The organism is Cycloclasticus pugetii PS-1, assembly GCF_000384415.1.
Taxonomy (GTDB): Bacteria; Pseudomonadota; Gammaproteobacteria; order Methylococcales; family Cycloclasticaceae; genus Cycloclasticus; species Cycloclasticus pugetii.
In genome coordinates, this window is record NZ_ARVU01000001.1 from 1927762 (window position 1) to 1949171 (window position 21410).

The window sequence follows — 21410 nt, forward strand, 5'->3', positions numbered from 1 at the left end:
AGTGTTAAGTTATTCAAGCACACAAAAGGAGGGATAGTATGACTCATGCTTTAGCATTACCTAATCAATTATCAGCTGGATCTTTAGATGCTTATATAGCCTCTGTTTCCTCTGCGCCTGCGTTAACGGTAGAGCAAGAAAGAGATTTAGCAAATCGTTTACGAAATGAAAATGATTTAGAAGCTGCTCGCATGCTCGTTTTATCTCATATGCGTTATGTTATCCATATTGCCAAAAGCTATAGTGGCTATGGCCTTGCACTGCCAGATCTCATTCAAGAAGGCAGCATTGGCTTAATGAAAGCCGTTAAACGCTTTGACCCTGACATGGGGGTTCGTCTTGTCTCGTATGCCGTACACTGGATTAAATCTGAAATTCATGAATTTGTAATCAAAAACTGGCGTATTGTTAAAATTGCGACGACAAAAGCTCAGCGCAAACTGTTCTTCAACTTAAGAAAGCACAAAAAGAACCTAGCATGGCTAGACGAAAATGAAGCCGACGCTATTGCAAATGACCTAGGTGTCGATAAATCTGCCGTTTACGAAATGGAAAAGCGTTTGAGCAATTTTGATATGGCTTTTGACGGTCATCAAGATGACAACACAGAATCAGACGAATTGATTCATACGCCTGCGACATTTGTGACTAAAGAAGAACACGACCCTGCTACTTTACTAGAAACATACAACGAAGAGGCTCACGATGCTTCTCGCTTAAATACTGCCCTTAGCAACCTTGACGATAGAAGTCGATCAATTTTAGCAGAGCGCTGGTTAAGCGAAAAGAAATCAACTTTGCATGAGTTAGCAGATAAATATCAAGTCTCTGCTGAACGTATTCGTCAATTAGAAAAAAATGCGATGAATAAGGTAAAGCAAGAATTAATTGAGTATAGAGCCTCTTAAAACCGCCTAAAGCCCAAGAATATCACCTTGGCTTTTTAGGCGTAGAGTCAGCTGTTTCCCGACTTGTATCATCTCGACCTGCTTTAAAAAACTCATCCCTAATAAAACAACCTCACCATCCATATGTGGGTTGATATGTGCCGCAACATTTTTTAGTTCAATCGACCCAAGGCTAACCGACTCAAGCGTAACCCGATACACCACAATATCACCATTGGCGGTTCGCGTTCTTTGCGGGTAACCTTCCGGCAATCGCATCTGTTTAGCAACTTTAGCGGGAATACTGATATTGGTGGCTCCAGTATCCAAAACAAACATAACCCAATGACCATTCAATTTGCCATTCGCTACATAATGACCTTGTTTATTTTGTTGTAACGTTACCTCAGCCACACCATCCAAGTCATAGATAACATCAGGGCGCTCGTTGGGGTTCGCTTGCAAGTCAAGGTATCGATCGAAGCCTATCACTAACATGGCTAAAAGGCCCAACCATGTTAGCCAAACCATTATTTTTGAAAGCTTAGTATTCGGTTCTACACTTTTCATTAGCAAATATTACACACACTTACGGCTCACCGCATTATGACAGGTAGTTATTTAACTCGCTGTATGTGTAACGGTATTAAATATTTTGCCTATTTAAATCAAAGATAATGATCGATAAGTAAGGCGGCGAATAACAGCATTAAATATAGAATTGAGTATTTAAATGCTTTCATTGCAATAATGTCATCAGCTGTTTTCTTAAGCAGCACTGCATAATATAAAAAACCGAAACCTAAGCCGATAGCACTAACCAAATAGAGCATGCCACTCATGCCTGTCAAATACGGCAATAAACTCACTAATATTAATAAAACCGTGTAAAAAACAATGTGTAGCCTAGTAAATTCGGCGCCATGAGTCACCGGTAACATCGGAATATCTGCTTTAGCGTATTCCTCCCTTCGCGCAACAGCCAGTGCCCAAAAATGTGGCGGCGTCCAAATAAAAATAATTAGGAATAACAATAAAGCATGTGGGTCAATTGTCGATGTAACCGCACTCCAGCCCAATACAGGAGGCGCTGCACCCGCAGCACCACCAATAACAATGTTTTGCGGTGTAGCATGCTTCAAATAAACGGTATAAATAACTGCATAACCAATTAATGAAAGAAAGGTTAAAAAGGCCGTTAACTCATTTACCAGAAAGATTAGCACTAGCATTGCAATAGCACCAATCGTAAAGGCAAATCCAAGCACCTGTGTACCGTTCAAATCCCCATGTGGTAATGGTCGCCCTTTTGTACGAGCCATTTTGGCATCAAATTTTTGATCTAGGTAATGGTTAATCGCTGCTGCTGAAGATGCTGCCAAACCAATTCCAATCGTGCCGAATACCAATGGTTGCCAAGGCACCATGCCCGGCACTGCTAAAAACATTCCAACCACTGCTGTAAAAATAATCAGCAGGACTACCTTAGGCTTACATAATTCGTAATAGCTTTTCCAACTAATAGTGTTAGTGGAATCATTAATCATCTGTTCACTCAAAATATAACCCTAAATTATAGTACTGGCTTACCAAGCCTAAATCTTACATACACTACACTTAATAAAAGTAATGCTGCTACTGCATTATGCGCGACAGCAACGTGTAGAGGCAAATTTAGCAACACATTTAATATGCCCAGCATTACTTGCATAAATAATAGAGCACCAAGCATTATTGCTTCTTTGACGGCACTTAAACGGATCAGTAAATATATCAAGAAACTAAATAATATAGTTGTTATTAAGGCGCCTATACGATGCACCCAGTGTATAGCTGCACGCGCTTCATTACTTAACACACCAAACTCATAGTCCACACCTAAGCCACGCCATAACACAAACCCTTCTTTATAATCCACAGCTGGGTTCCAGCTAGTACCAAAACAAGTCGGAAAGTCTGGGCAAGCCAACGCTGCGTAGTTTGTACTTGTCCAGCCGCCTAAGGCAATTTGCACGACTAATACTAACAGAGCAACTGATGTAACACCCCTGACAGTGTTTTTTTTGTCTGTCTGTGCTAACCGTTTTGTCTGAATACGCAGCAACAGCAACAATAACAAACTAAGTGTTGCTAACCCACCGAGCAAATGACTCATAACAATCGCCGGTTTAACCAACAAAGTTACTGTCCACATTCCAAGCGCCCCTTGAAACATAACTAACAATAATAATAACGTCGTTAAGCCTCGCTGACCAAGCTCTGGTTGCCTCCAAGCCATAATCGTTAATATTAGTATGACAAGACCTAGGCCACTAGCAAAATAACGGTGTATCATTTCCTTCCACGCTTTAGATACCTCTAGAGGGCGCTCAGGGTAATGCTCAGCGGCATGCGCAACACCTTCATGCGATTCGTCGACAATGAGGCTTCCGTAGCAACCAGGCCAGTCTGGGCAACCTAGCCCTGCATCTGATAAGCGAACATATGCGCCCAATACAACGACAAACAAGGCCAAGAGTATTGCAAAAATAGTTAAGTTTCTGAACATGTTATTAACCTATTTGGGAGGCCTTAAATAAAAGTTTAAGGTCTTTTTGAATACCATATGGGTCTGCGTCTTGCGAATATTTCATCATGATGTTCCCAAGAGGATCCAACAGCAACATATCACCATCGTTGATGTTTTTAACATTAGCTTGTAACTTTGCAAGATGCTGATCACTCCAACGTAAAACAAACAACTCAGGAGCCTGTGAAAGAAACACATTATCTTGATGTTCGGATTTGTCTAAATATACTCTTTTTAATCGCTTCGCATCTTTGTTTAACAATACGTGCAGTTGTTGAACAATATGAACAGACTGTTCACACAATTCAGAACACTCCCCATCCGTATCAATATGCACAAGAACCCATCGCCCCTTCAAGTCCTTGATCTCATCTTCTGAACCAACAAAGTAGTCACTTAATTCAGAAGGTATTGCTGGTACAATTAATTCACCATAGTTTTTAGTACTGCCACCGTCAAGCCATTGTGGATTATTGAACAATAGCCAGGCCGTTAAAACTGGCACAGCAAACATACTTGCAATAAATATAAGTTTAAGTCTATTTTTAATGACGTTATCCATTCTTTTTTCTACCTAGTTTTATGGTTAATACAAAATAAATAATGACCCAAGCCGTCGCTAAAGCAAACCATTGAAATGCGTAGCCATGGTGTTTTTGTGGGCCCATCTTCATTGGAACCCAACGACGATCATAGCCATTAGGTTCTTGTTGGTTTAATAACAGTTGATATGGCAAAACAGTATAACCTAAGCGTTCCGACACCTTATCGACATCAATTAATTGCGTTACCGAAGGCCAACCATTAGACAGTGTATCTGCTCCATCTAGCTTTATACCAACACTGGGGAAATGATCTAGTTTCCCACTAATTGTAACCTCATTAGCCGGTAAACTGACATTTGGTAAAATATCTCTAGTCGGTCCAGCAGGCACCCACCCTCGATTCAATAAAATTGCTTCTGAAGCATTTAATTTTAAAGGTGTTAATACAAAGTAGCCCTGTCGACCATCTTTCACTTGATTATCTATTAAAATTTGTTGATCTGTGTCTAACAAACCAGTTGCCTTAACTGGCCAGTAACGTAAGCCTTTATTAGCTCTCAACTGCAACGTTGACAACTCAACAGACTCCATGTTCATTCTGATGGACTGCAAATCTAATATATCTTGCTTTTCTTGAGCTCTATTAAGCTGCCAATTACCCAAACTTAGAAGCAATAACAAAACCAATATGGCAAGTATTGTTAAATATATATTCGCTTTGAATTGCATAATAAAATATTGTTAGTCTTTACACTAAGTTTAAATGACAATAGGAACATTATAATTTGAGAAATATGCAATGAACCCCTTCATTAAATACCTAATTGTTTTTACATTATGCGTCATTATTTACAGCCTCTTTAAAGCTTTCTACCATTTGTCTCGTAGAAAATCTTCCCCTAAAGAAGTGGTGAAGTCACTCGCACTACGAATTGGCCTATCATTAACGCTATTCATTTCATTATTATTATTTTCTTATCTTGGCTTTATTAAGCCTCATGCTGCCATACCCACCCAGCAAAGTAATCAACAACCATTAAATCAATGACAATAAAAAAGGCGCTATCTTGTAGCGCCTTTTTTAAATAAACCTCAGTCTCTATAGCCAATAGACAAAGACAAATAGTCCCAACCAAACCACGTCAACAAAGTGCCAATACCAAGCCGCTGCTTCAAAAGCAAAATGATTTTCTGGCGTGAAGTGTCCCTTCATACTACGAAAAAGGATAACTGCGAGGATAATAGCACCCATTGATACATGAAACCCATGGAAACCAGTCAACATATAAAAAGTAGAGCCATAAACGCCCGAAGCCATGGTTAAGTTCAAGTCATTATAACCGTGACTGTATTCAAGGGCCTGTAAAGCAACGAATACGAAGCCCAAAATAACCGTTAACGCCAATCCGATAATAAGCTGTTTACGTTTATTAGCAATTAAACCCCAATGTGCCCAAGTCACCGTCACACCACTTGTTAACAGAATAAGTGTGTTGATCGCTGGCAAACCCCATGGGCCCATTTTCTCATATTCACCACCTACATTTGCTGGTCCATTTGTTGGCCACATCGCCTCAAAGCCATCCCAAATATATTCATTGGTACTCGCTCCTGAGCCTTCGCCGCCTATCCAAGGCACTGAAAATGTTCGAATATAATACAAAGCACCAAAGAATGCGGCAAAAAACATTACTTCAGAAAAGATAAACCAAACCATGCCGCCACGAAAAGAAGCATCTTCATTGCTTTTATAAGCACCCGATTCACTTTCATTAATAACTTCGCCGAACCACCCAAACATCATATAAACCAAAACTAAAAAACCTACCGTCATGATAATAGATGCAGAAGGAGCATTATTTAGCTCGGCAGCAAAACCACCAAAAAATAACATCAAACCAATGGAGCCAATAATCGGCCATTTCGCATCGTGAGGTACGTAATACGCGTTTTCAGAAGACATAAATTTACCTATTCTAATTATTTATTCTGTAAGGAACATAAAAGAACCTAAATAAAAGCTTAATGCCATAGCGACCAAAATAGCCACTGTGATTAATTTTTTTTTGCGTTGTTCTTTCATATTAATAATGCGTCTAGCCCTTAAGCTAGACGCTCATACCTTTATTTAATTTCAGGTGCCGTTGAAAAACTATGATACGGCGCTGGAGAAGGCAATGTCCATTCAAGACCTTCAGCTCCTTCCCAAACTTGATCCGTTGCTTTTTCCCCGCCTTTGATTGTTTTATAAACAATGAAGCAGAAAAATACTTGCGACAGGCCAAAGGCAAAACCACCAATACTCGACCACATATTAAATTCTGCAAACTGAACTGAGTAATCAGGAATACGACGAGGCATTCCAGCAAGCCCTAAAAAGTGTTGAGGGAAGAACAATACATTCACAGATATCGTAGATAGCCAAAAGTGCCATTGGCCCATTTTTTCGCTATACATATTGCCTGTCCACTTTGGAATCCAATAATAAACAGATGCCATGATTGAATACACCGCACCGGTCACCAATACGTAATGGAAATGAGCGACAACAAAATAGGTGTCATGGTATTGAAAATCTGCAGGGGCAATCGCCAACATTAAGCCTGAGAACCCACCAATCGTAAACATAATGACAAAACCAATCGCAAATAACATGGGTGTTTCAAATGTCATCGAGCCTTTCCACATAGTGGAAATCCAGTTAAACACTTTCACCCCTGTTGGTACCGCAATCAACATCGTTGCGTACATGAAAAACAATTCACCTTGCAGCGGCAAGCCCACTGTGAACATGTGATGCGCCCAAACAATAAATGAAAGGAATGCGATCGACGAGGTCGCGTATACCATTGAGCTGTAACCAAATAGAGGCTTACGAGCAAACGTTGGAATAATCGCAGAAATGATACCAAAAGCTGGCAAAATCAAAATATACACTTCTGGATGACCAAAGAACCAGAAAATATGCTGGAACAACACAGGATCACCACCACCCGTTGCACTAAAGAACGTTGTATCGTAAAAGCGATCTGTCAAAAGCATTGTGATTGCCCCTGCTAACACAGGCATTACGGCAATTAATAAATAGGCTGTAATGAACCAAGTCCATACAAATAAAGGCATTTTCATCAATGTCATGCCAGGAGCACGCATATTAAGGATGGTAACAATAACGTTTATAGCGCCCATCACAGATGAAATACCCATCATATGAATCGCAAAAATCATAAATGGAAAGCCGTTACCACCTTGTAGTACTAACGGTGGGTACATAGTCCAGCCACCTGCTGGCGCACCACCATCCATAAAGAATGTTGCCAATAGCATTGTAAATGCAAAAGGTAGTATCCAAAAACTCCAGTTATTCATCCTAGGTAATGCCATATCAGGGCCGCCAATCATAATGGGCAACATCCAATTGGCTAAACCCACAAAAGCCGGCATAACAGCACCAAAAATCATGACTAAAGCATGAACAGTTGTCATTTGATTAAAGAAGCCTGGATCAATAAATTGTAAACCTGGTTGAAATAATTCCAAGCGTATAACCATTGCCATTGCACCACCAACCATAAACATCACTAGTGCAAATACTAAATACAGTGTGCCAATGTCTTTATGGTTTGTTGTTGTTACCCAACGCATAAAGCCTTTTGCTGGACCATGATCGTGGTGATCATCATGTGAATCTATAACAGTCGCCATTATCTGAATCTCCTAATTATCTTTTAAGTCTCTTGGATTAAGCGCGTCAAGTGCTGCTATTTTCGCTCCCTTAACCCCTGATTTCTGTTCGGCTAACCACGCTGCATAATCTTCTTCAGATTTGACTTCAACAACGATAGGCATAAAACCATGGTCACGACCACATAACTCAGCACATTGACCTCGGTAAATACCTGGTTTATCCACTACAACCCAAGCTTCATTAATATAACCAGGGATCGCATCTTTCTTCCAGCCAAAATCTGGTACCCACCAAGAGTGGATAACATCACTTGCTGTTAATAAGAAACTTACTTTTTTGCCCACAGGCAGCACCAATGGGTTGTCAACATTTAACAAGTAATTCTCAACAGTGGCTGGATCAATTTCTGAACCAACTTGACGTGCTTCGTTACTGGCAACATCTAATGTGCTAAAGAAGTCTACGCCTTCACCGACATACTCATAACGCCATTTCCACTGGTAGCCGGTTACTTTGATTTTCATATCAGCTTCAGACGTGTCATGCATTTCAATCAACACTTTCGTCGCTGGAATAGCCATAACAATCAGAATGATGAATGGAATAATTGTCCACACCAATTCTGCCGCCATGCTTTCATGAAACTGTGATGCCACTGCACCGCGTGATTTACGGTGATAAATCATCGAATAAATCATCGCACCAAAAACAACCACGCCAATCGCTACACAGACCCATAGGATCAACATATGCAAATCATGAACTTGCTTGCTCGTCTCAGTTACACCCACCGGTAAATTCAACCCATAGTCCGCCTGGGCGATGCCTGACATCAACGTCAATACAGTGCCACCAGCAAAAAGTTGCTTTAGTTTAATCACAGAAACTGCCTCCCTTATTTTTTATCTTTCAAAACTAATTTGATATTGACACGATTAGCATTTTCAAATGTCGCATCACCAACTTTTCGTTTACTTTTAGTTACAAAAGCATCCGACCTCAATTTAATGTTACTACCTTGTAAGACAAGGTCTCTGGGCGTCAGTTATATAGTGACGTCTCCAGTAATATTTATTTAACAACTAACGATTTTACTTTTATCCGAGTGAGTTCGTTCTCCTTCACTCACTTAAGATATACAAAGTAAAATCAATTAAAAATATATAGTATTTTCAGAATACCCATGAAAATCTGAGTGTTAGTGTCAGGCATTCTATCAATGACTTCTACCGACTTTACCCATTAATTTTCATCTATCCAAGCATAAGACAGTATGGCCTCGCAATTTAACGAAATTCAATCAAATAATCAAGTAGACCCTTTATCTTTCTTTGATCCACAGCACTCTTTTTGTCTTTATCTGGTTGATATTCAATATTGCCTATAAATTTAGATTTCATTCGCTGCTTTAATGTCCGTATATTTTCATTTATCTCCATAAACTGACCGTTTAGGTCATTACCGATCCAACCTGCAATCCGACACCCCTTGTTCAAAATTGCAGCCTCAGTCAATAACGCATGATTAATACACCCAAGCTTTAAACCAACGACTAGAATAACCGGAGCATTAAGCGCTAACGCCAAATCATCAAAACCAAGCTGATCATTTAGCGGAACCATCCAACCTCCGGCTCCCTCCACTATCACCATATCAGCTGCCAACTTATGTTTTGCGTAAACCGCCTCAATGTCTGGCAAGTTAATGACCATGTCTTCTTGTTCCGCCGCAATGTGCGGTGCTATGGCTGGTTCAAAACAATAAGGGTTTACATCCGAATAGCCCAGCCCTGCCGTAGATTCCCGCATTAAATCAATTGCGTCTTCATTTTTAAATTGACCATCCTGCCATGTAGCACCAGCAGCAACCGGCTTAAAACCAGACACCGTCAACTGACGCTCTGCTAAACCTCTTATTAAGGCAGCCGCGACATAAGTTTTTCCAACATCCGTATCGGTACCCGTAATAAAAAAACTCTTTAACATTAAACTTTACCCACCTTTTTAGCATAAACATAAACTGCCTGAAAAGTGGCAGGGACCCCTTGCTCTGTTCGTAAACTTTCATACGCTTTGAGCATAGCCTTAAATGATTTAACACCTGTTAAACCAAGCCGTCGTCCTTGATTCATATTGTGTGCTCCCATCCCTTTCAGGCTCACCATCAATTGTTTTGGTGATGAGTAATAATTCACAATATTATCCGTCAGTATCGTTATGTCGTAAAAACCAGCACGTTGAAGCGCTTGCCGAATCACTTCTTCACCCACAAACGAATTAACGTGTACCGCCTTATCACTTTGCTGCCATGAGCTTTTTAACTCAGTCAATGTTGCAGGCCCAAATGTGCTGAACACAAACAAACCTTTCGGCTGTAACACCCTATGTACTTGAGCAAACACTTTCTCCAAGTTTTCACACCATTGAAATGCCAGATTAGAATAAATCACATCCATAACGCCATCATTCAGTGGTAACTTTTCAGCATCGGCACATATAACGCCTTTCGCCTGCAAAGTCCCTAAATAATGACGTGCATGCTTCAACATACCAATTGCAATATCTAAAGCATACACATCCTTCACTTCATTTAACTCAAATAATTTCTTGGTTAAATAGCCCGTTCCAGCGCCAATATCAAGAACGCTTTGATTCGCATGATTTTGAGCTTTTTTGTGTAAAAGTAAGCGATCACCAATCAGCCGTTGAAGAGAGGTATGTTCGTTATAGTTTTGTGACGCTGAGTCGAATGATTGACGCACCATTTCTTTACTATAAGTAACTTTTTGAAACCCGCCAACGCTCATAACTCCCTATCTCCAGCAGACATAAATCGTACTAACTCTTGTGATACCTCATTCGGGTGTGACAAAAAAGGAACATGTGTGGCGCCCTCTATGACACACACAGCAACACGAGGATTAATTTGTGCGAACTCATCTGCTACCTCAACTGGCACCAATTGATCCTTCTCCCCAAGCAACAGCATAGTCGGACAGTTTAGTTTTTTTAACGCAAGCCGATAGTCAGCCTGAGATAAAATATCCAAACCGCTAATCAATCCTTTTGTTGATGTTTCACTGCGCACCTGTAACACCGACTTTAGAAACCTCTCGATTGTTTGAGATGGTTCACCACCATCTGTTTGCAATTTAACAAAGCGTTTCATAGTTGGCAGCGGCTTTCTTTTCAAGTGATTAGAAAAAACATCAAATACTGCTTTAGATTGGGCAGGCTGCCAGTCGGCAGATTGTACGAATTTTGGTGTGCTCGCCAACATGACAAGCCGATTAACACGCTTCGGGAAGTGATCTGCATAAGCCAAGGCAACCAACCCGCCTAATGACCACCCCAAAAAACTACACTGCTGAGGTAATTGTGCCGCCATCATCTCCAGCAAGTCACTCATCTGCCATGGCTCGTTATACTTGCTGTTTCCGTGCCCCGGCAACTCAACACAAATAACACGAAAGGACTGTTCCAAAAGAGCTAACCAATTATTCCAAACCAAGTTATTCATGGCCCAGCCATGTACTAACACAAGATTTGGCCCTTCACCCGATTCTTGTATATTTAATGCTGTTAACAGAACAATTCCTCCAAACCCAGCAGTAAATTATCAACTTGTGAGTCCGTATGGGTTGCCGATAACGTAATTCTTAGCCTCTCACTCGCTTTTTTAACCGCTGGATAACGAATAGCGCCCACTAAAACACCTTTCTCTTTTAAATACTCACCCGCAGCCATGACCGCCTCATTACTACCAAGAATAATCGGCTGGATAGGTGTCTGCGAAGGCATTAAGTTAAGCCCTAATTGCTCGGCGCCTTTCCTAAACCTAGCGACCAAATGCCGTAACTTTTCTCTGCGCCATGTTTCTTGTTGGCAAATTTTTAAACTTTGTCTGGTGGCTGCCATTACCGCTGACGGCATTGCAGTGGTAAAAACGTAGGTACGCGCTTGCTGTATCAACGTTTCGATAAGTTCTTCACTACCTGCAACAAAAGCCCCTGATGTTCCCAAGCCCTTGCCTAACGTCGCCATCAAAATGGGGACTTGTTGCTGATTTAAGTCGCATGCTTCCAATAACCCACCACCTTTTTCACCCAACACCCCTAGCCCATGCGCATCATCAATCATCAACATTGCATTTGAGGTTTCCGTTAGACCAACCAAGTCCTGCATGTTGGCTTCATCACCGTCCATACTAAACACGCCATCACTAACGACCAACTTTCTGCGAGTTGATGAGCCTTCGAGCAATTGCTTTAACTGCCCCATATCACCATGAACAAACCGTTTAACCTGAGCACCAGAAAGTCTTCCGCCATCGATCAGTGATGCATGATTAAGTTTATCTTGGAAAATCTCATCGCCTTTATGAGCCATTGCCGATATTGCGCCTAGATTTGCCATATAGCCAGTTGAAAAAATCAACGCGCGATCACGCCCGGTAAATTCTGCCAGTTCTTCCTCAAGCGCATGATGTTCGGCACTATGGCCACAAATCAAATGCGCAGAACCACTTCCAACACCGTAACGTTCAGCAGCTTGTTGAAATGCTTTAATAACCGACGGATGATTTGCTAACCCCAGGTAGTCATTGCTCGAAAAGTTATCGAACATTTGCCCAGCCATTTGGACACTTGCACCTTGAGGACTTTCGATTGTTTTGCGCAAGCGATAGCGCTGCTGACGCTTTAACTCATCGAGCTTTGTTGCTAACTCCCAAGGATCCATACAAAAAACTACACCGTTGCAGGATAAATACCTAATCGCTTAAACAATTGATGGTCTGCACTTTCTTCTGGATTTTCTGTGGTTAACAGTTGATCACCGTAAAAAATGGAGTTTGCGCCTGCAAAGAAACACATCGCCTGCATTTCATCGGTCATATCAGAACGACCAGCAGACAACCTGACTTGAGAAGTTGGCATTAAAATTCGAGCCACTGCGATCGTTTTTATAAATTCAAGCGAGTCTATCGCCTCGGCACCGTCTAATGGCGTCCCTTTTACTTGCACTAATTTATTAATCGGTACGCTTTCTGGCGGATGCTCCATGTTCGCTAATGTTTGTAACATCTTTGCTCGGTCATCACTGGCCTCACCCATGCCGACAATTCCGCCGCTACACACGTTAATGCCGGCATTTCGAACCGTATCAATCGTATCTAAGCGATCTTGATAGGTTCGCGTCGTAATCACCTCTTTATAATAGTCTTCTGACGTATCAATATTATGGTTGTAATAATCTAGCCCAGCGTCTTTTAACTGTTGCGCTTGGCCATCTTCCAACATTCCCAAGGTAACACAGGTTTCCATTCCCAAGGCTTTTACCTCTTCAACCATTTTGGTGACTTTATTTAAATCACGATCTTTAGGGCTACGCCATGCCGCCCCCATGCAAAATCGGCTTGCACCATTCGCTTTAGCTTCTTTAGCCGCATCAACAACTGCTCTAATTTCCATTAATGCTTCTTTTTCCAGCCCCGTATCGTAACGAACACTTTGTGGGCAATAGGAGCAGTCTTCAGGGCATGCGCCCGTTTTAATACTCAATAAGGTGCTAATTTGAACCGCATTTGGGTCAAAATTCTCACGGTGGATAGTGTGCGCTTTAAAAAGCAAATCGTTGAATGGCAAATCAAACAGTGCTTGAATTTTCTTTAACGGCCACGTGTTCCTAACTATATTAACGGCAGCTTTTTTTTGCTCGCCAATCGCTTCTGATGCTATGCTCATTCAAAAATACCTTTTCAACTGGATATAAATTGACAATGGTACATTAGGTTAAAAAGTTGTCAAAATTAATTTATACAAAAATGGACAACTGGTCAAATATTATCCAATTTAACCTTTACCCGCCCACTTGTTTTATTTGTGATCAGCCAGGGCATAATGCATTAGACCTATGCACTGAATGCCTACAAGAACTAAAGCCATCAACACACGCATGCCCAGTCTGCAATATAGAGCTCAGCGCTGTATCATCCATTTGTGGCCGCTGCCTACAAAGGCCACCCTGTTTTGACCATGTGTTTTCGTTATACCGATACGAAGGTATTGCACAATTTTTAATTAAGTCATTAAAATTTCAAGCAAAACACAGTTGCGCAAGAACCATCGGGCACCTAATGGGGCAGCACTTCAAAACTCTCGAAAAGCTACCTGACGCCCTAATAGCTGTTCCACTACACCCAAAACGCCTAAAAGAACGAGGGTTTAACCAAGCAGAACTTATCGCTCAACATATACATAAAGAGCTCAACATTCCTCTGGTTTCGCCCGACCTGACTCGAATCATTAACAGCACGAGCCAAACCAGCCTTAAAGCCAGCGAACGTCGAAAAAACTTAAAAAATGCTTTTTGCTATGAGCCATCAATAGAACTTAGATCCATCGCTGTTATTGATGACGTGGTCACGACTGGATCGACAGCAAACGAAATTGCCAAAACGCTGAAGAAAAAAGGAGTGCAACAGGTTGAAATTTGGGCTTTTGCTCGGGCTTAAGCAACAATACCTTTTACTGCATAGTCCGCAGCTATACCTACAAAAACGATTAAACCGAGCCAGTTATTATTTAAAAACGCCGCCATACACTTTGAGCGATCTCGATCTTTGATCAAATACTGATGGTAAATAGACAGTAAAAACGCAATGAAGACGGCTGTAAAATAAAGGCTGCCCAAATCTGCTTTTTGCCCAATCATGATCAACGCTATAAAAAATAATAGCTGGAAAAAACCAATCAATACTTTATCCAAATCACCGAACAAAATGGCCGTAGATTTAACCCCAATTTTTAAATCATCATCACGGTCAACCATTGCGTACATCGTATCGTAGATCACTGCCCATATCACTGTAGCGGTAAAGATCAGCCAAGCCATCGCAGGCACAGTATTTGTTTGAGCAGCAAAAATCATAGGAACGGCCCAGCCAAATGCCATGCCTAAGAATATTTGCGGCAAATGAGTATGGCGTTTCATAAAGGGATACAACGAGGCTAAAAAAACAGCACCCAATGATAAATAAATTGTCAGCGTGCTCATCAGTAACACCAACAGCGACGACGCAAAAACCAAAACAAAAAATAATTGCAATGCTTCAGTGGGCTCTACTTGCCCTAAGGCTAGCGGTCGATCTTTTGTTCGCAACACATGTGGGTCAAGTTTTCTATCTGCATAATCGTTAATCACACAGCCAGCCGAACGCATCAACACCACGCCCAACGTAAACACGATCAAAACCAGAATATCCGGCTTGCCATTACTGGCGATCCAAAGCGCCCAATACATCGGCCAAAGTAATAATAGGCTACCAATTGGCTTATGCATGCGTGTTAAACGCCAATACGCCTCAATGTTTTCTTTTTTTAATTCTAATTTCATCATTAATTATACAAAGCTGGTAAAAAAAACTCGCTAACCAAAAACACGTGTTTATTAAGCTGATAAGCATTACGACGTGCCCAGATATGCGGCTGACCTTCAAGCATTTTTTGAGTTTCTAGGTTTAACTGATGGCAGCCAATTTTAGCCAGATCAAGCCCTACTCTTTTTAACCTTGGGTCACTAAAAATGACTTCGCCCAGCGGTTTGTCCCCTAGGTGCGTTAATTCTTGCAAGTGATGGGCAGCTTTTCTTGGCAAAGTGGTCCGTGCAAATACAAACGGTTGATTATTAATATTCAGCTGCACCTCACGAATAAGCGCATACCGATACGGGCGCTGATTTAAATAGCGGGCATCCGCCAATAAAGGTTTTGCCAGTCCTTGCCCTAACACATTGACACTAAAAGGCTCATCAAATGTATTTTTCATTCGCACAGTAAGTGAATTAGGCTCTAATAACCAGTCTACCACCTGTTGCGGCATCGAGTGTATTGGCCATCGGCTTAACGCACGCCATACGGGTTCTTGTAGGAAAAAGTTATTAATGTTCTTCAACACAGCCTGACTCAATTAAACTTGCGCATATTCTACTGAATTCGCTATCCAACGGTGAACTAATGGCTCAACTAACTCCGGCTGTATTCGCAAAACCTCCTCCGCAGACAGTGCCACTTGATCTAACAACTCAGCATCTCTCACTAAGTCAGCCACTTTAAACCGCATAAAACCAGCCTGTCGCTGACCTAATATTTCCCCTGGACCACGCAATTGCATGTCTTTTTCGGCAATTTTAAAACCATCCGTTGTTTCACGCATAATTGATAACCGCTCACTGGCATTTTTTGACAACGGCGCCTTATACATCAGCACACAATGACTTTCTCGTTGCCCCCTGCCGACCCTACCTCGCAGTTGATGTAGTTGCGCCAAGCCCAAACGTTCGGCATTTTCAATGACCATTAGACTTGCGTTAGGTACATCAACACCTACTTCAATAACCGTTGTCGCCACCAGAACCTGTAATGCTTGCTGCTTAAATTGCATCATCACAGTCTGCTTTTCTTGTGCTTTCATCCGACCATGTACCAAGCCAATTTTCAACCTTGGTAAACACTCTCGCAGCAAATCAGCCGCTACTTCAGCTGCCTGACACTGTAAAGCCTCCGACTCTTCAACCAGCGTACAAACCCAATACACTTGCCGGCCATCCTCAACCCCTTTTTCAATTCGCTCAATAATTTGTTCTCTTTTAGAGACCGGAAGCACCGCCGTGGTCACTGGTGTTCGCCCGGGTGGTAGCTCGTTAATAATCGACAAATCTAAATCTGCATACCCTAACATTGCTAGGGTTCTTGGAATGGGGGTTGCTGTCATCACCAACTGATGCGGATAACCCCCTGTCTTCGCCCCTTTATCGCGTAACGCTAATCGTTGATGCACACCAAACCGATGCTGTTCATCAATAATGACTAGACCTAGGTTTGCAAAGGTTACTTTTTTTTGAAACAAGGCTTGTGTGCCAATTACGATGTTAGACCGACCTTCGGCAATATCGGCAGTAATTGACTCGTATGTTTTTCCCTTATGTTGTCCAACAAGCCAATCCACTTGAACACCTAGATCTTTTAGCCACAATTGGAAGTTTTTGAAATGTTGCTCTGCTAATAGTTCTGTTGGTGCCATCATTGCTACCTGATACCCCGCCTCTGTAGCTGCTAAGGCAGCACACGCTGCAACCACTGTTTTCCCTGAACCAACATCCCCTTGCAATAAACGTTGCATCGGGTGTGAACGTGCCAGATCTGACAATATTTCTTGAATCACTCGGTTTTGTGCATTAGTCAGCTCAAAACCCAATGATGTTAAAAAACGCTGTCGACTTTCCCCAGCCGATTTAAAACTCGGCGCAACATCACAACGAATGCCTTTTTTTAACCGGCTTAAACTAAGGTGATGAGCCAGTAATTCTTCAAATATTAAGCGTTTAAATGCCGGTCGCTGACTGGCATCCGAGCTTGGCATTGTGTCTGGGTAGTGTAATTGCTGCAAACTGTCTACTAACGTAGGCAGACCGCGTTGACTCAACATGGACTGCGGCAAACAATCACGAATGCCCATCCCTTGTTGAAGGAGCAAAAAAGCCTGCCTTATCAGTTTCCTAAATGATGCTTGATGTAAGCCATCTGTTACTGGGTAAACCGCAAGCAAACCTTCTTGAATTACACCGCGTTGCGCTTCATTAATCAACTGATATTCAGGGTGGACCACATCAGCAACCCCTTGTTTACTATAAGATTTAATATCACCAAAACAACGTAGCCACTGACCACGCTGCATAGCTTGTTTTTGACTGTTTGAAAAGTGAAAAAAACGTAATGTGACAAAGCCCGTCCCATCACTCAAGCGAACGAGCAAAGAGCGTCGCCCCCTAAAAACCACCTCTGCTAACTCAACTTGACCTTCAAATAAAGACGACTCCCCTGTTTTCAACGAGCCTATCGCAACCACCTTGCTTCTGTCTTCATAACGAAATGGCAAATGAAACAAGATATCTGCAACACTCACGATCCCTAGCCGACTTAATTTTTCGGCTACTTTTTCGCCAACACCTTTAAGGTAAGTTATGGGCAAATCATCCAAATAACTATCCACCACTATAACAGCCTTCTATGCAATAGTATTAATCGTCAACCAATACCATGACAGCGTCCATTTCAACACGACTATTTTTTGGTAATTCAGCCACGCCTATTGCCGCTCGTGCTGGGTAGGGCTGCGAAAAGTGGGCCGCCATTTTTTCATTGACCACCGGAAAGTCCGCCATATCAGTTAAATAAATATTTAGTTTTACAATATCTGCCAAACCACCGCCTGCCGCTTGTGCCACAGCGGTTAAGTTTTTTAATACTTGTTCAATTTGCTCTTCAATGCCGCCGCTAACCAGCACCATAGTTTCTGGCAATAGTGGAATTTGACCGGATAAATAAACCGTTTGGTCCACCTTAATCGCCTGCGAATAAGTGCCGATAGCATCTGGTGCTAAATCTGTATGAATGACTGTTTTTTGCAAAGCGCCCTCCTTAGTTCCTAATTCGTGCTATTTTTATAACCGATGCAAGTGCATGTAAACGACGCATCACCCTTGCTAAATGCTTCCTATCCCGTACCGTTATGGTAAAAACATCACTAGAAGCATCTGCAGAACGTGAGGCTATTTTGATGTTTTCAATATTACAATCATACGATGATAATATTGACGCAATCTCTGCTAAAACACCCCGCTCATTCTTTAACTCTAAGCCTATATCGGAACTAAACTCGCCTTCCACAATATTGGCCCACTGAACACTTAACCAATTTTTGTGTTTGCGTTTATATTCCCGTGTGTTTTTACAATGCACCCGATGTACCACCACACCACGCCCAGGGTTAAAAAAACCAATAATTTTATCGCCTGGAATTGGCCTACAGCAGGTACCCAAATTAATCAGCATCCCATCTGCACCGTGGATATTAAGCGTGGCTGTTGCTTGCTTACCCTTGGCAATGTCGATGAAGGAGTCTTCATCCCCAGCTGCTGCAATTAAATGTTGCGCAACCAACAAAGGCATTCGATTACCAAAGCCCAAATCCATCAATAAGGCATCAAGCGAACCAATTTGCTGTTCGCTTAAAAACTTTTGTAATTGTTCAGGGTCAACATCATCAAAATTTAAGCCGACACTTTTAAACTCTGCATTCAACAGTTGACCACCAAGACGAATAGCATCACGCTCTTTAAATTCTTTAAGGTGATTTCGAATAGCGTGCCTTGCTTTGTTGGTTACAACAAAATTTAACCAATTGGGGTTACAGACTGCAAAATCACTGGTCATAATTTCAATAGTCTGGCCATTTCTAAGCACTGTGTGCAACGGCTCCATTATTCTATTTATCTTCACGCCAGCACACGCCATACCAATATCGGTATGAACCGCAAAGGCAAAATCAACCGCCGTAGAGCCTTTAGGCAATTTAACAATTTTGCCTTTCGGCGAGAACACAAAAATTTCTGTCGGAAACAGATCTACCTTTAACGTATCAATAAACTCAAACGAGTCATCAGAACCCTTTTGCGTTTCTAACAGGTTCCTTAACCATTCATGCGCTCTCACTTTTGCATCATGCGCAACATCTGTTGTCTTATAAAGCCAATGTGCGGCAATCCCTGACTCAGCCAAACGATCCATTTCTAAGGTTCTAATTTGAAGCTCTATTGGCACTCCAAAGGGGCCAACTAATACGGTATGTAATGACTGATAGCCATTCGTTTTTGGCAAAGCGATGTAATCTTTAAATCGACCCGGCACCGGTTTGAATAAATTATGCAGCAAGCCTAAGGCTTGATAGCATTGCTCAATTGTCTCGACAATCACCCTAAAGGCATACACATCAAACACTTCGTTAAAAGGTATGTTTTGCCGTTTCATTTTTCGATAAACGCTGTACAAGTTCTTTTCACGCCCGTAAATAACGCCCGGAAAGTCGGTGTCTAAAAACTTTTCTACCAGTAATTTCTCTACTTTATCGACGACCTCTTTTCGGTTGCCTCGAGCTTTTTTAATGCTTTTATTGATAATCGCTCTGCGACGAGGGAACATTGCTTCAAAACTAAGGTCTTCTAATTCAAGCCGAAACTCATGCATCCCTAGCCGATGTGCAATAGGCGCATAAATATCTAATGTTTCTTTGGCAATCCTCCGTCTGCTAGCGGGTTTCATCACCTTAATTGTTCGCATATTATGCAAACGGTCAGCTAATTTAATAATAATCACTCGCAAATCTTTTGCCATTGCCAAAAACATTTTGCGCATATTTTCAGCCTGCGCTTCTTCACGAGTTTTAAAGTTAATTTTTGTGAGTTTACTCACTGCATCAACAAGGCCAGCAACATCATCATTAAATAACGAGGCCAATTCCTCATAGGTCGTGTCTGTATCTTCAAGAAGATCATGCATTATGGCAGCCATAATGCAGTCAACATCCATTTTCATATGACTTAAAATGAGTGCGACAGACACTGGGTGACAAATATAATCTTCACCACTCAATCGGTATTGTCCAGCATGTGCTTCACTGGCCACTTGGTACGCCTGATGAACCTGATCCAATTGCTCCTGCGATAAGTACTCAGACAACACTGACATTAGCTCTGCTAACAAGGCCGTTTGCGGCAATTCAACGTTTTCTTTTTCTACATCCATCTACAATTATTTTCTTTTTCACATAAAAAATGCCCATGAGAGCATCATGAGCATTTGAGTCTATCACCAAAACTCTATTGGCGAATAGGCAGCGTTTCTAATTTTTTAGTTGGCCAACCCTAGTTTTCTTCAACAGTCACTTGCTCAGTTGAATCAGCGTCTTCAATAAACAGCTCTTCAATCGGTGGATTATCAACCAAGTCCAACGCTTCTTCGGTGATATGACCGGCTGCGATTTCTCTCAGAGCAAGAACAGTTGGTTTATCATTTTCAAGCTCAAGGCTTGAATCAGCACCATCCATTATCTGGCGCGCACGTCTTGAAGCTAATAAAACCAACTCAAAACGGTTGTCTAATTTTTCAAGACAGTCAGAAACTGTTACACGTGCCATTTGAACCCCTTTTAAATATGAAATAATTTGAATAGTCGAACATTATACTATATTTTTAAATAATTAATTAAGCAACTGATTAATCAAAGCCGAGTGGGTGAGTTTTCCCCTTTTCATGGCTAATCGTTGAGTCTTTACAATCATGGCTAGCTCGTCCAAAGCCACTTCAAAATCATCATTGACCACCAAGAAATCATATTCTTCATGATGCACCATTTCATCCACTGCTGTACGCATTCGCTTATTGATAACCTCGTCGCTATCTAACCCACGTCCTCGCAACCTTTCCTCGAGAACCTGTTTGGACGGTGGCAAAATAAATATTGAACAGCTATCCTTCATCACACGGCGAACTTGTTGCGCCCCTTGCCAGTCAATCTCTAGAATAATATCCACCCCTTGTGCTAACTTTTCATCAACCAAGCGCTTGGACGTTCCATACGAATTGCCAAAAACGGTCGCGTATTCTAAAAAGCCATCTTGCGCAACAACCTGTTGAAAGCCTTCCTCGCTGATAAAGTGATAATCAATACCACTCACCTCACCTGACCGTGGTGCTCTCGTTGTACTTGAAACAGACACCTCAATATCTGAGAGTGTCTCTAATAACGCCTTCACTAAACTTGTTTTACCAGCCCCCGAGGGTGCAGATACGATAAATAATTGCCCTGTTCTCGTCACTTTTGTCCT

At 41.7% G+C, this 21410-nt stretch carries 23 protein-coding genes; 3 read left to right on the forward strand and 20 right to left on the reverse strand.

Annotated features, from left to right (window positions below):
* The first annotated feature begins 38 nt into the window (after window positions 1-38).
* The gene (gene rpoH, locus CYCPU_RS0109390; protein WP_015006614.1) at window positions 39-908 is read left to right on the forward strand and encodes an RNA polymerase sigma factor RpoH; all 870 of its coding nucleotides are present in this window, start codon (window positions 39-41) and stop codon (window positions 906-908) included.
* Between the two features lie 6 nt (window positions 909-914).
* On the opposite strand, the gene CYCPU_RS0109395 is transcribed toward rpoH, so the two are convergent.
* The 5 genes from CYCPU_RS0109395 to CYCPU_RS0109415 form a co-directional block, all read right to left on the reverse strand.
* On the reverse strand, window positions 915-1457 hold the full coding sequence (locus CYCPU_RS0109395) for a retropepsin-like aspartic protease family protein (protein WP_020162562.1): 543 nt from the start codon (window positions 1455-1457) through the stop codon (window positions 915-917).
* Between the two features lie 98 nt (window positions 1458-1555).
* A complete protein-coding gene (gene cyoE, locus CYCPU_RS0109400) occupies window positions 1556-2446 on the reverse strand; it encodes a heme o synthase (protein ID WP_020932131.1) in 891 nt (296 codons plus the stop codon).
* 14 nt (window positions 2447-2460) lie between these two features.
* Window positions 2461-3435: a COX15/CtaA family protein gene (locus CYCPU_RS0109405; RefSeq protein WP_020162563.1), complete on the reverse strand. Its 975-nt coding sequence runs from the start codon at window positions 3433-3435 to the stop codon at window positions 2461-2463.
* 4 nt (window positions 3436-3439) lie between these two features.
* A complete protein-coding gene (locus CYCPU_RS0109410; protein WP_015006618.1) occupies window positions 3440-4018 on the reverse strand; it encodes a redox-active disulfide-containing membrane protein in 579 nt (192 codons plus the stop codon).
* Complete coding sequence (locus CYCPU_RS0109415) at window positions 4011-4676, reverse strand: SURF1 family protein (RefSeq protein WP_232228633.1); 666 nt, start codon at window positions 4674-4676, stop codon at window positions 4011-4013. The genes CYCPU_RS0109410 and CYCPU_RS0109415 overlap by 8 nt, the downstream gene beginning before the upstream one ends.
* Before the next feature lie 124 nt (window positions 4677-4800).
* Between CYCPU_RS0109415 and CYCPU_RS12195 the strand changes: the two genes are divergently transcribed.
* Complete coding sequence (locus tag CYCPU_RS12195) at window positions 4801-5049, forward strand: DUF2909 domain-containing protein (protein WP_020162565.1); 249 nt, start codon at window positions 4801-4803, stop codon at window positions 5047-5049.
* Window positions 5050-5100: 51 nt separating this feature from the next.
* Here the strand turns inward: CYCPU_RS12195 and CYCPU_RS0109425 are convergent, their stop codons facing one another.
* The 8 genes from CYCPU_RS0109425 to bioB form a co-directional block, all read right to left on the reverse strand.
* The gene (locus CYCPU_RS0109425; protein WP_015006621.1) at window positions 5101-5964 is read right to left on the reverse strand and encodes a cytochrome c oxidase subunit 3; all 864 of its coding nucleotides are present in this window, start codon (window positions 5962-5964) and stop codon (window positions 5101-5103) included.
* Between the two features lie 161 nt (window positions 5965-6125).
* The gene (gene ctaD, locus CYCPU_RS0109435; protein ID WP_020162567.1) at window positions 6126-7706 is read right to left on the reverse strand and encodes a cytochrome c oxidase subunit I; all 1581 of its coding nucleotides are present in this window, start codon (window positions 7704-7706) and stop codon (window positions 6126-6128) included.
* Between the two features lie 12 nt (window positions 7707-7718).
* Window positions 7719-8570, reverse strand: coding sequence for a cytochrome c oxidase subunit II (coxB, locus tag CYCPU_RS0109440; RefSeq protein WP_015006623.1), 852 nt, complete (start codon window positions 8568-8570; stop codon window positions 7719-7721).
* A 405-nt stretch (window positions 8571-8975) separates the two neighbouring features.
* Complete coding sequence (bioD, locus tag CYCPU_RS0109445; protein WP_020162568.1) at window positions 8976-9674, reverse strand: dethiobiotin synthase; 699 nt, start codon at window positions 9672-9674, stop codon at window positions 8976-8978.
* Entirely contained in the window at window positions 9674-10495 is an 822-nt protein-coding gene (gene bioC / locus CYCPU_RS0109450; protein WP_020162569.1) for a malonyl-ACP O-methyltransferase BioC, read from the reverse strand. The genes bioD and bioC overlap by 1 nt, the downstream gene beginning before the upstream one ends.
* Window positions 10492-11283, reverse strand: coding sequence for a pimeloyl-ACP methyl ester esterase BioH (gene bioH, locus CYCPU_RS0109455; RefSeq protein ID WP_332248300.1), 792 nt, complete (start codon window positions 11281-11283; stop codon window positions 10492-10494). The genes bioC and bioH overlap by 4 nt, the downstream gene beginning before the upstream one ends.
* Window positions 11271-12428 (reverse strand): 8-amino-7-oxononanoate synthase, encoded by a 1158-nt coding sequence (gene bioF, locus CYCPU_RS0109460; RefSeq protein ID WP_020162571.1) that lies wholly within the window; start codon window positions 12426-12428, stop codon window positions 11271-11273. The genes bioH and bioF overlap by 13 nt, the downstream gene beginning before the upstream one ends.
* 8 nt (window positions 12429-12436) lie before the next feature.
* A complete protein-coding gene (gene bioB, locus CYCPU_RS0109465) occupies window positions 12437-13432 on the reverse strand; it encodes a biotin synthase BioB (RefSeq protein ID WP_015006628.1) in 996 nt (331 codons plus the stop codon).
* Window positions 13433-13488: 56 nt separating this feature from the next.
* On the opposite strand from bioB, the gene CYCPU_RS0109470 reads away from it, so the two are divergent.
* Window positions 13489-14202: a ComF family protein gene (locus CYCPU_RS0109470; protein ID WP_015006629.1), complete on the forward strand. Its 714-nt coding sequence runs from the start codon at window positions 13489-13491 to the stop codon at window positions 14200-14202.
* Here CYCPU_RS0109470 and ubiA read toward each other — a convergent pair.
* The 7 genes from ubiA to gmk all read right to left on the reverse strand — a co-directional run bounded on the left by ubiA (window position 14199) and on the right by gmk (window position 21401).
* Complete coding sequence (ubiA, locus tag CYCPU_RS0109475) at window positions 14199-15086, reverse strand: 4-hydroxybenzoate octaprenyltransferase (protein ID WP_020162572.1); 888 nt, start codon at window positions 15084-15086, stop codon at window positions 14199-14201. The genes CYCPU_RS0109470 and ubiA overlap by 4 nt on opposite strands.
* Entirely contained in the window at window positions 15086-15640 is a 555-nt protein-coding gene (locus tag CYCPU_RS0109480; protein WP_232228634.1) for a chorismate--pyruvate lyase family protein, read from the reverse strand. The genes ubiA and CYCPU_RS0109480 overlap by 1 nt, the downstream gene beginning before the upstream one ends.
* 15 nt (window positions 15641-15655) lie before the next feature.
* Window positions 15656-17740, reverse strand: a complete 2085-nt coding sequence (recG, locus tag CYCPU_RS0109485) for an ATP-dependent DNA helicase RecG (protein WP_020162574.1) — start codon at window positions 17738-17740, stop codon at window positions 15656-15658.
* Between the two features lie 25 nt (window positions 17741-17765).
* Window positions 17766-18155, reverse strand: a complete 390-nt coding sequence (locus tag CYCPU_RS0109490; protein ID WP_015006633.1) for a RidA family protein — start codon at window positions 18153-18155, stop codon at window positions 17766-17768.
* 10 nt (window positions 18156-18165) lie between these two features.
* On the reverse strand, window positions 18166-20328 hold the full coding sequence (locus CYCPU_RS0109495; RefSeq protein ID WP_015006634.1) for a RelA/SpoT family protein: 2163 nt from the start codon (window positions 20326-20328) through the stop codon (window positions 18166-18168).
* A gap of 119 nt (window positions 20329-20447) precedes the next feature.
* Entirely contained in the window at window positions 20448-20720 is a 273-nt protein-coding gene (rpoZ, locus tag CYCPU_RS0109500) for a DNA-directed RNA polymerase subunit omega (protein ID WP_015006635.1), read from the reverse strand.
* A 63-nt stretch (window positions 20721-20783) separates the two neighbouring features.
* Entirely contained in the window at window positions 20784-21401 is a 618-nt protein-coding gene (gene gmk / locus CYCPU_RS0109505) for a guanylate kinase (protein WP_015006636.1), read from the reverse strand.
* Window positions 21402-21410: the final 9 nt, after the last annotated feature.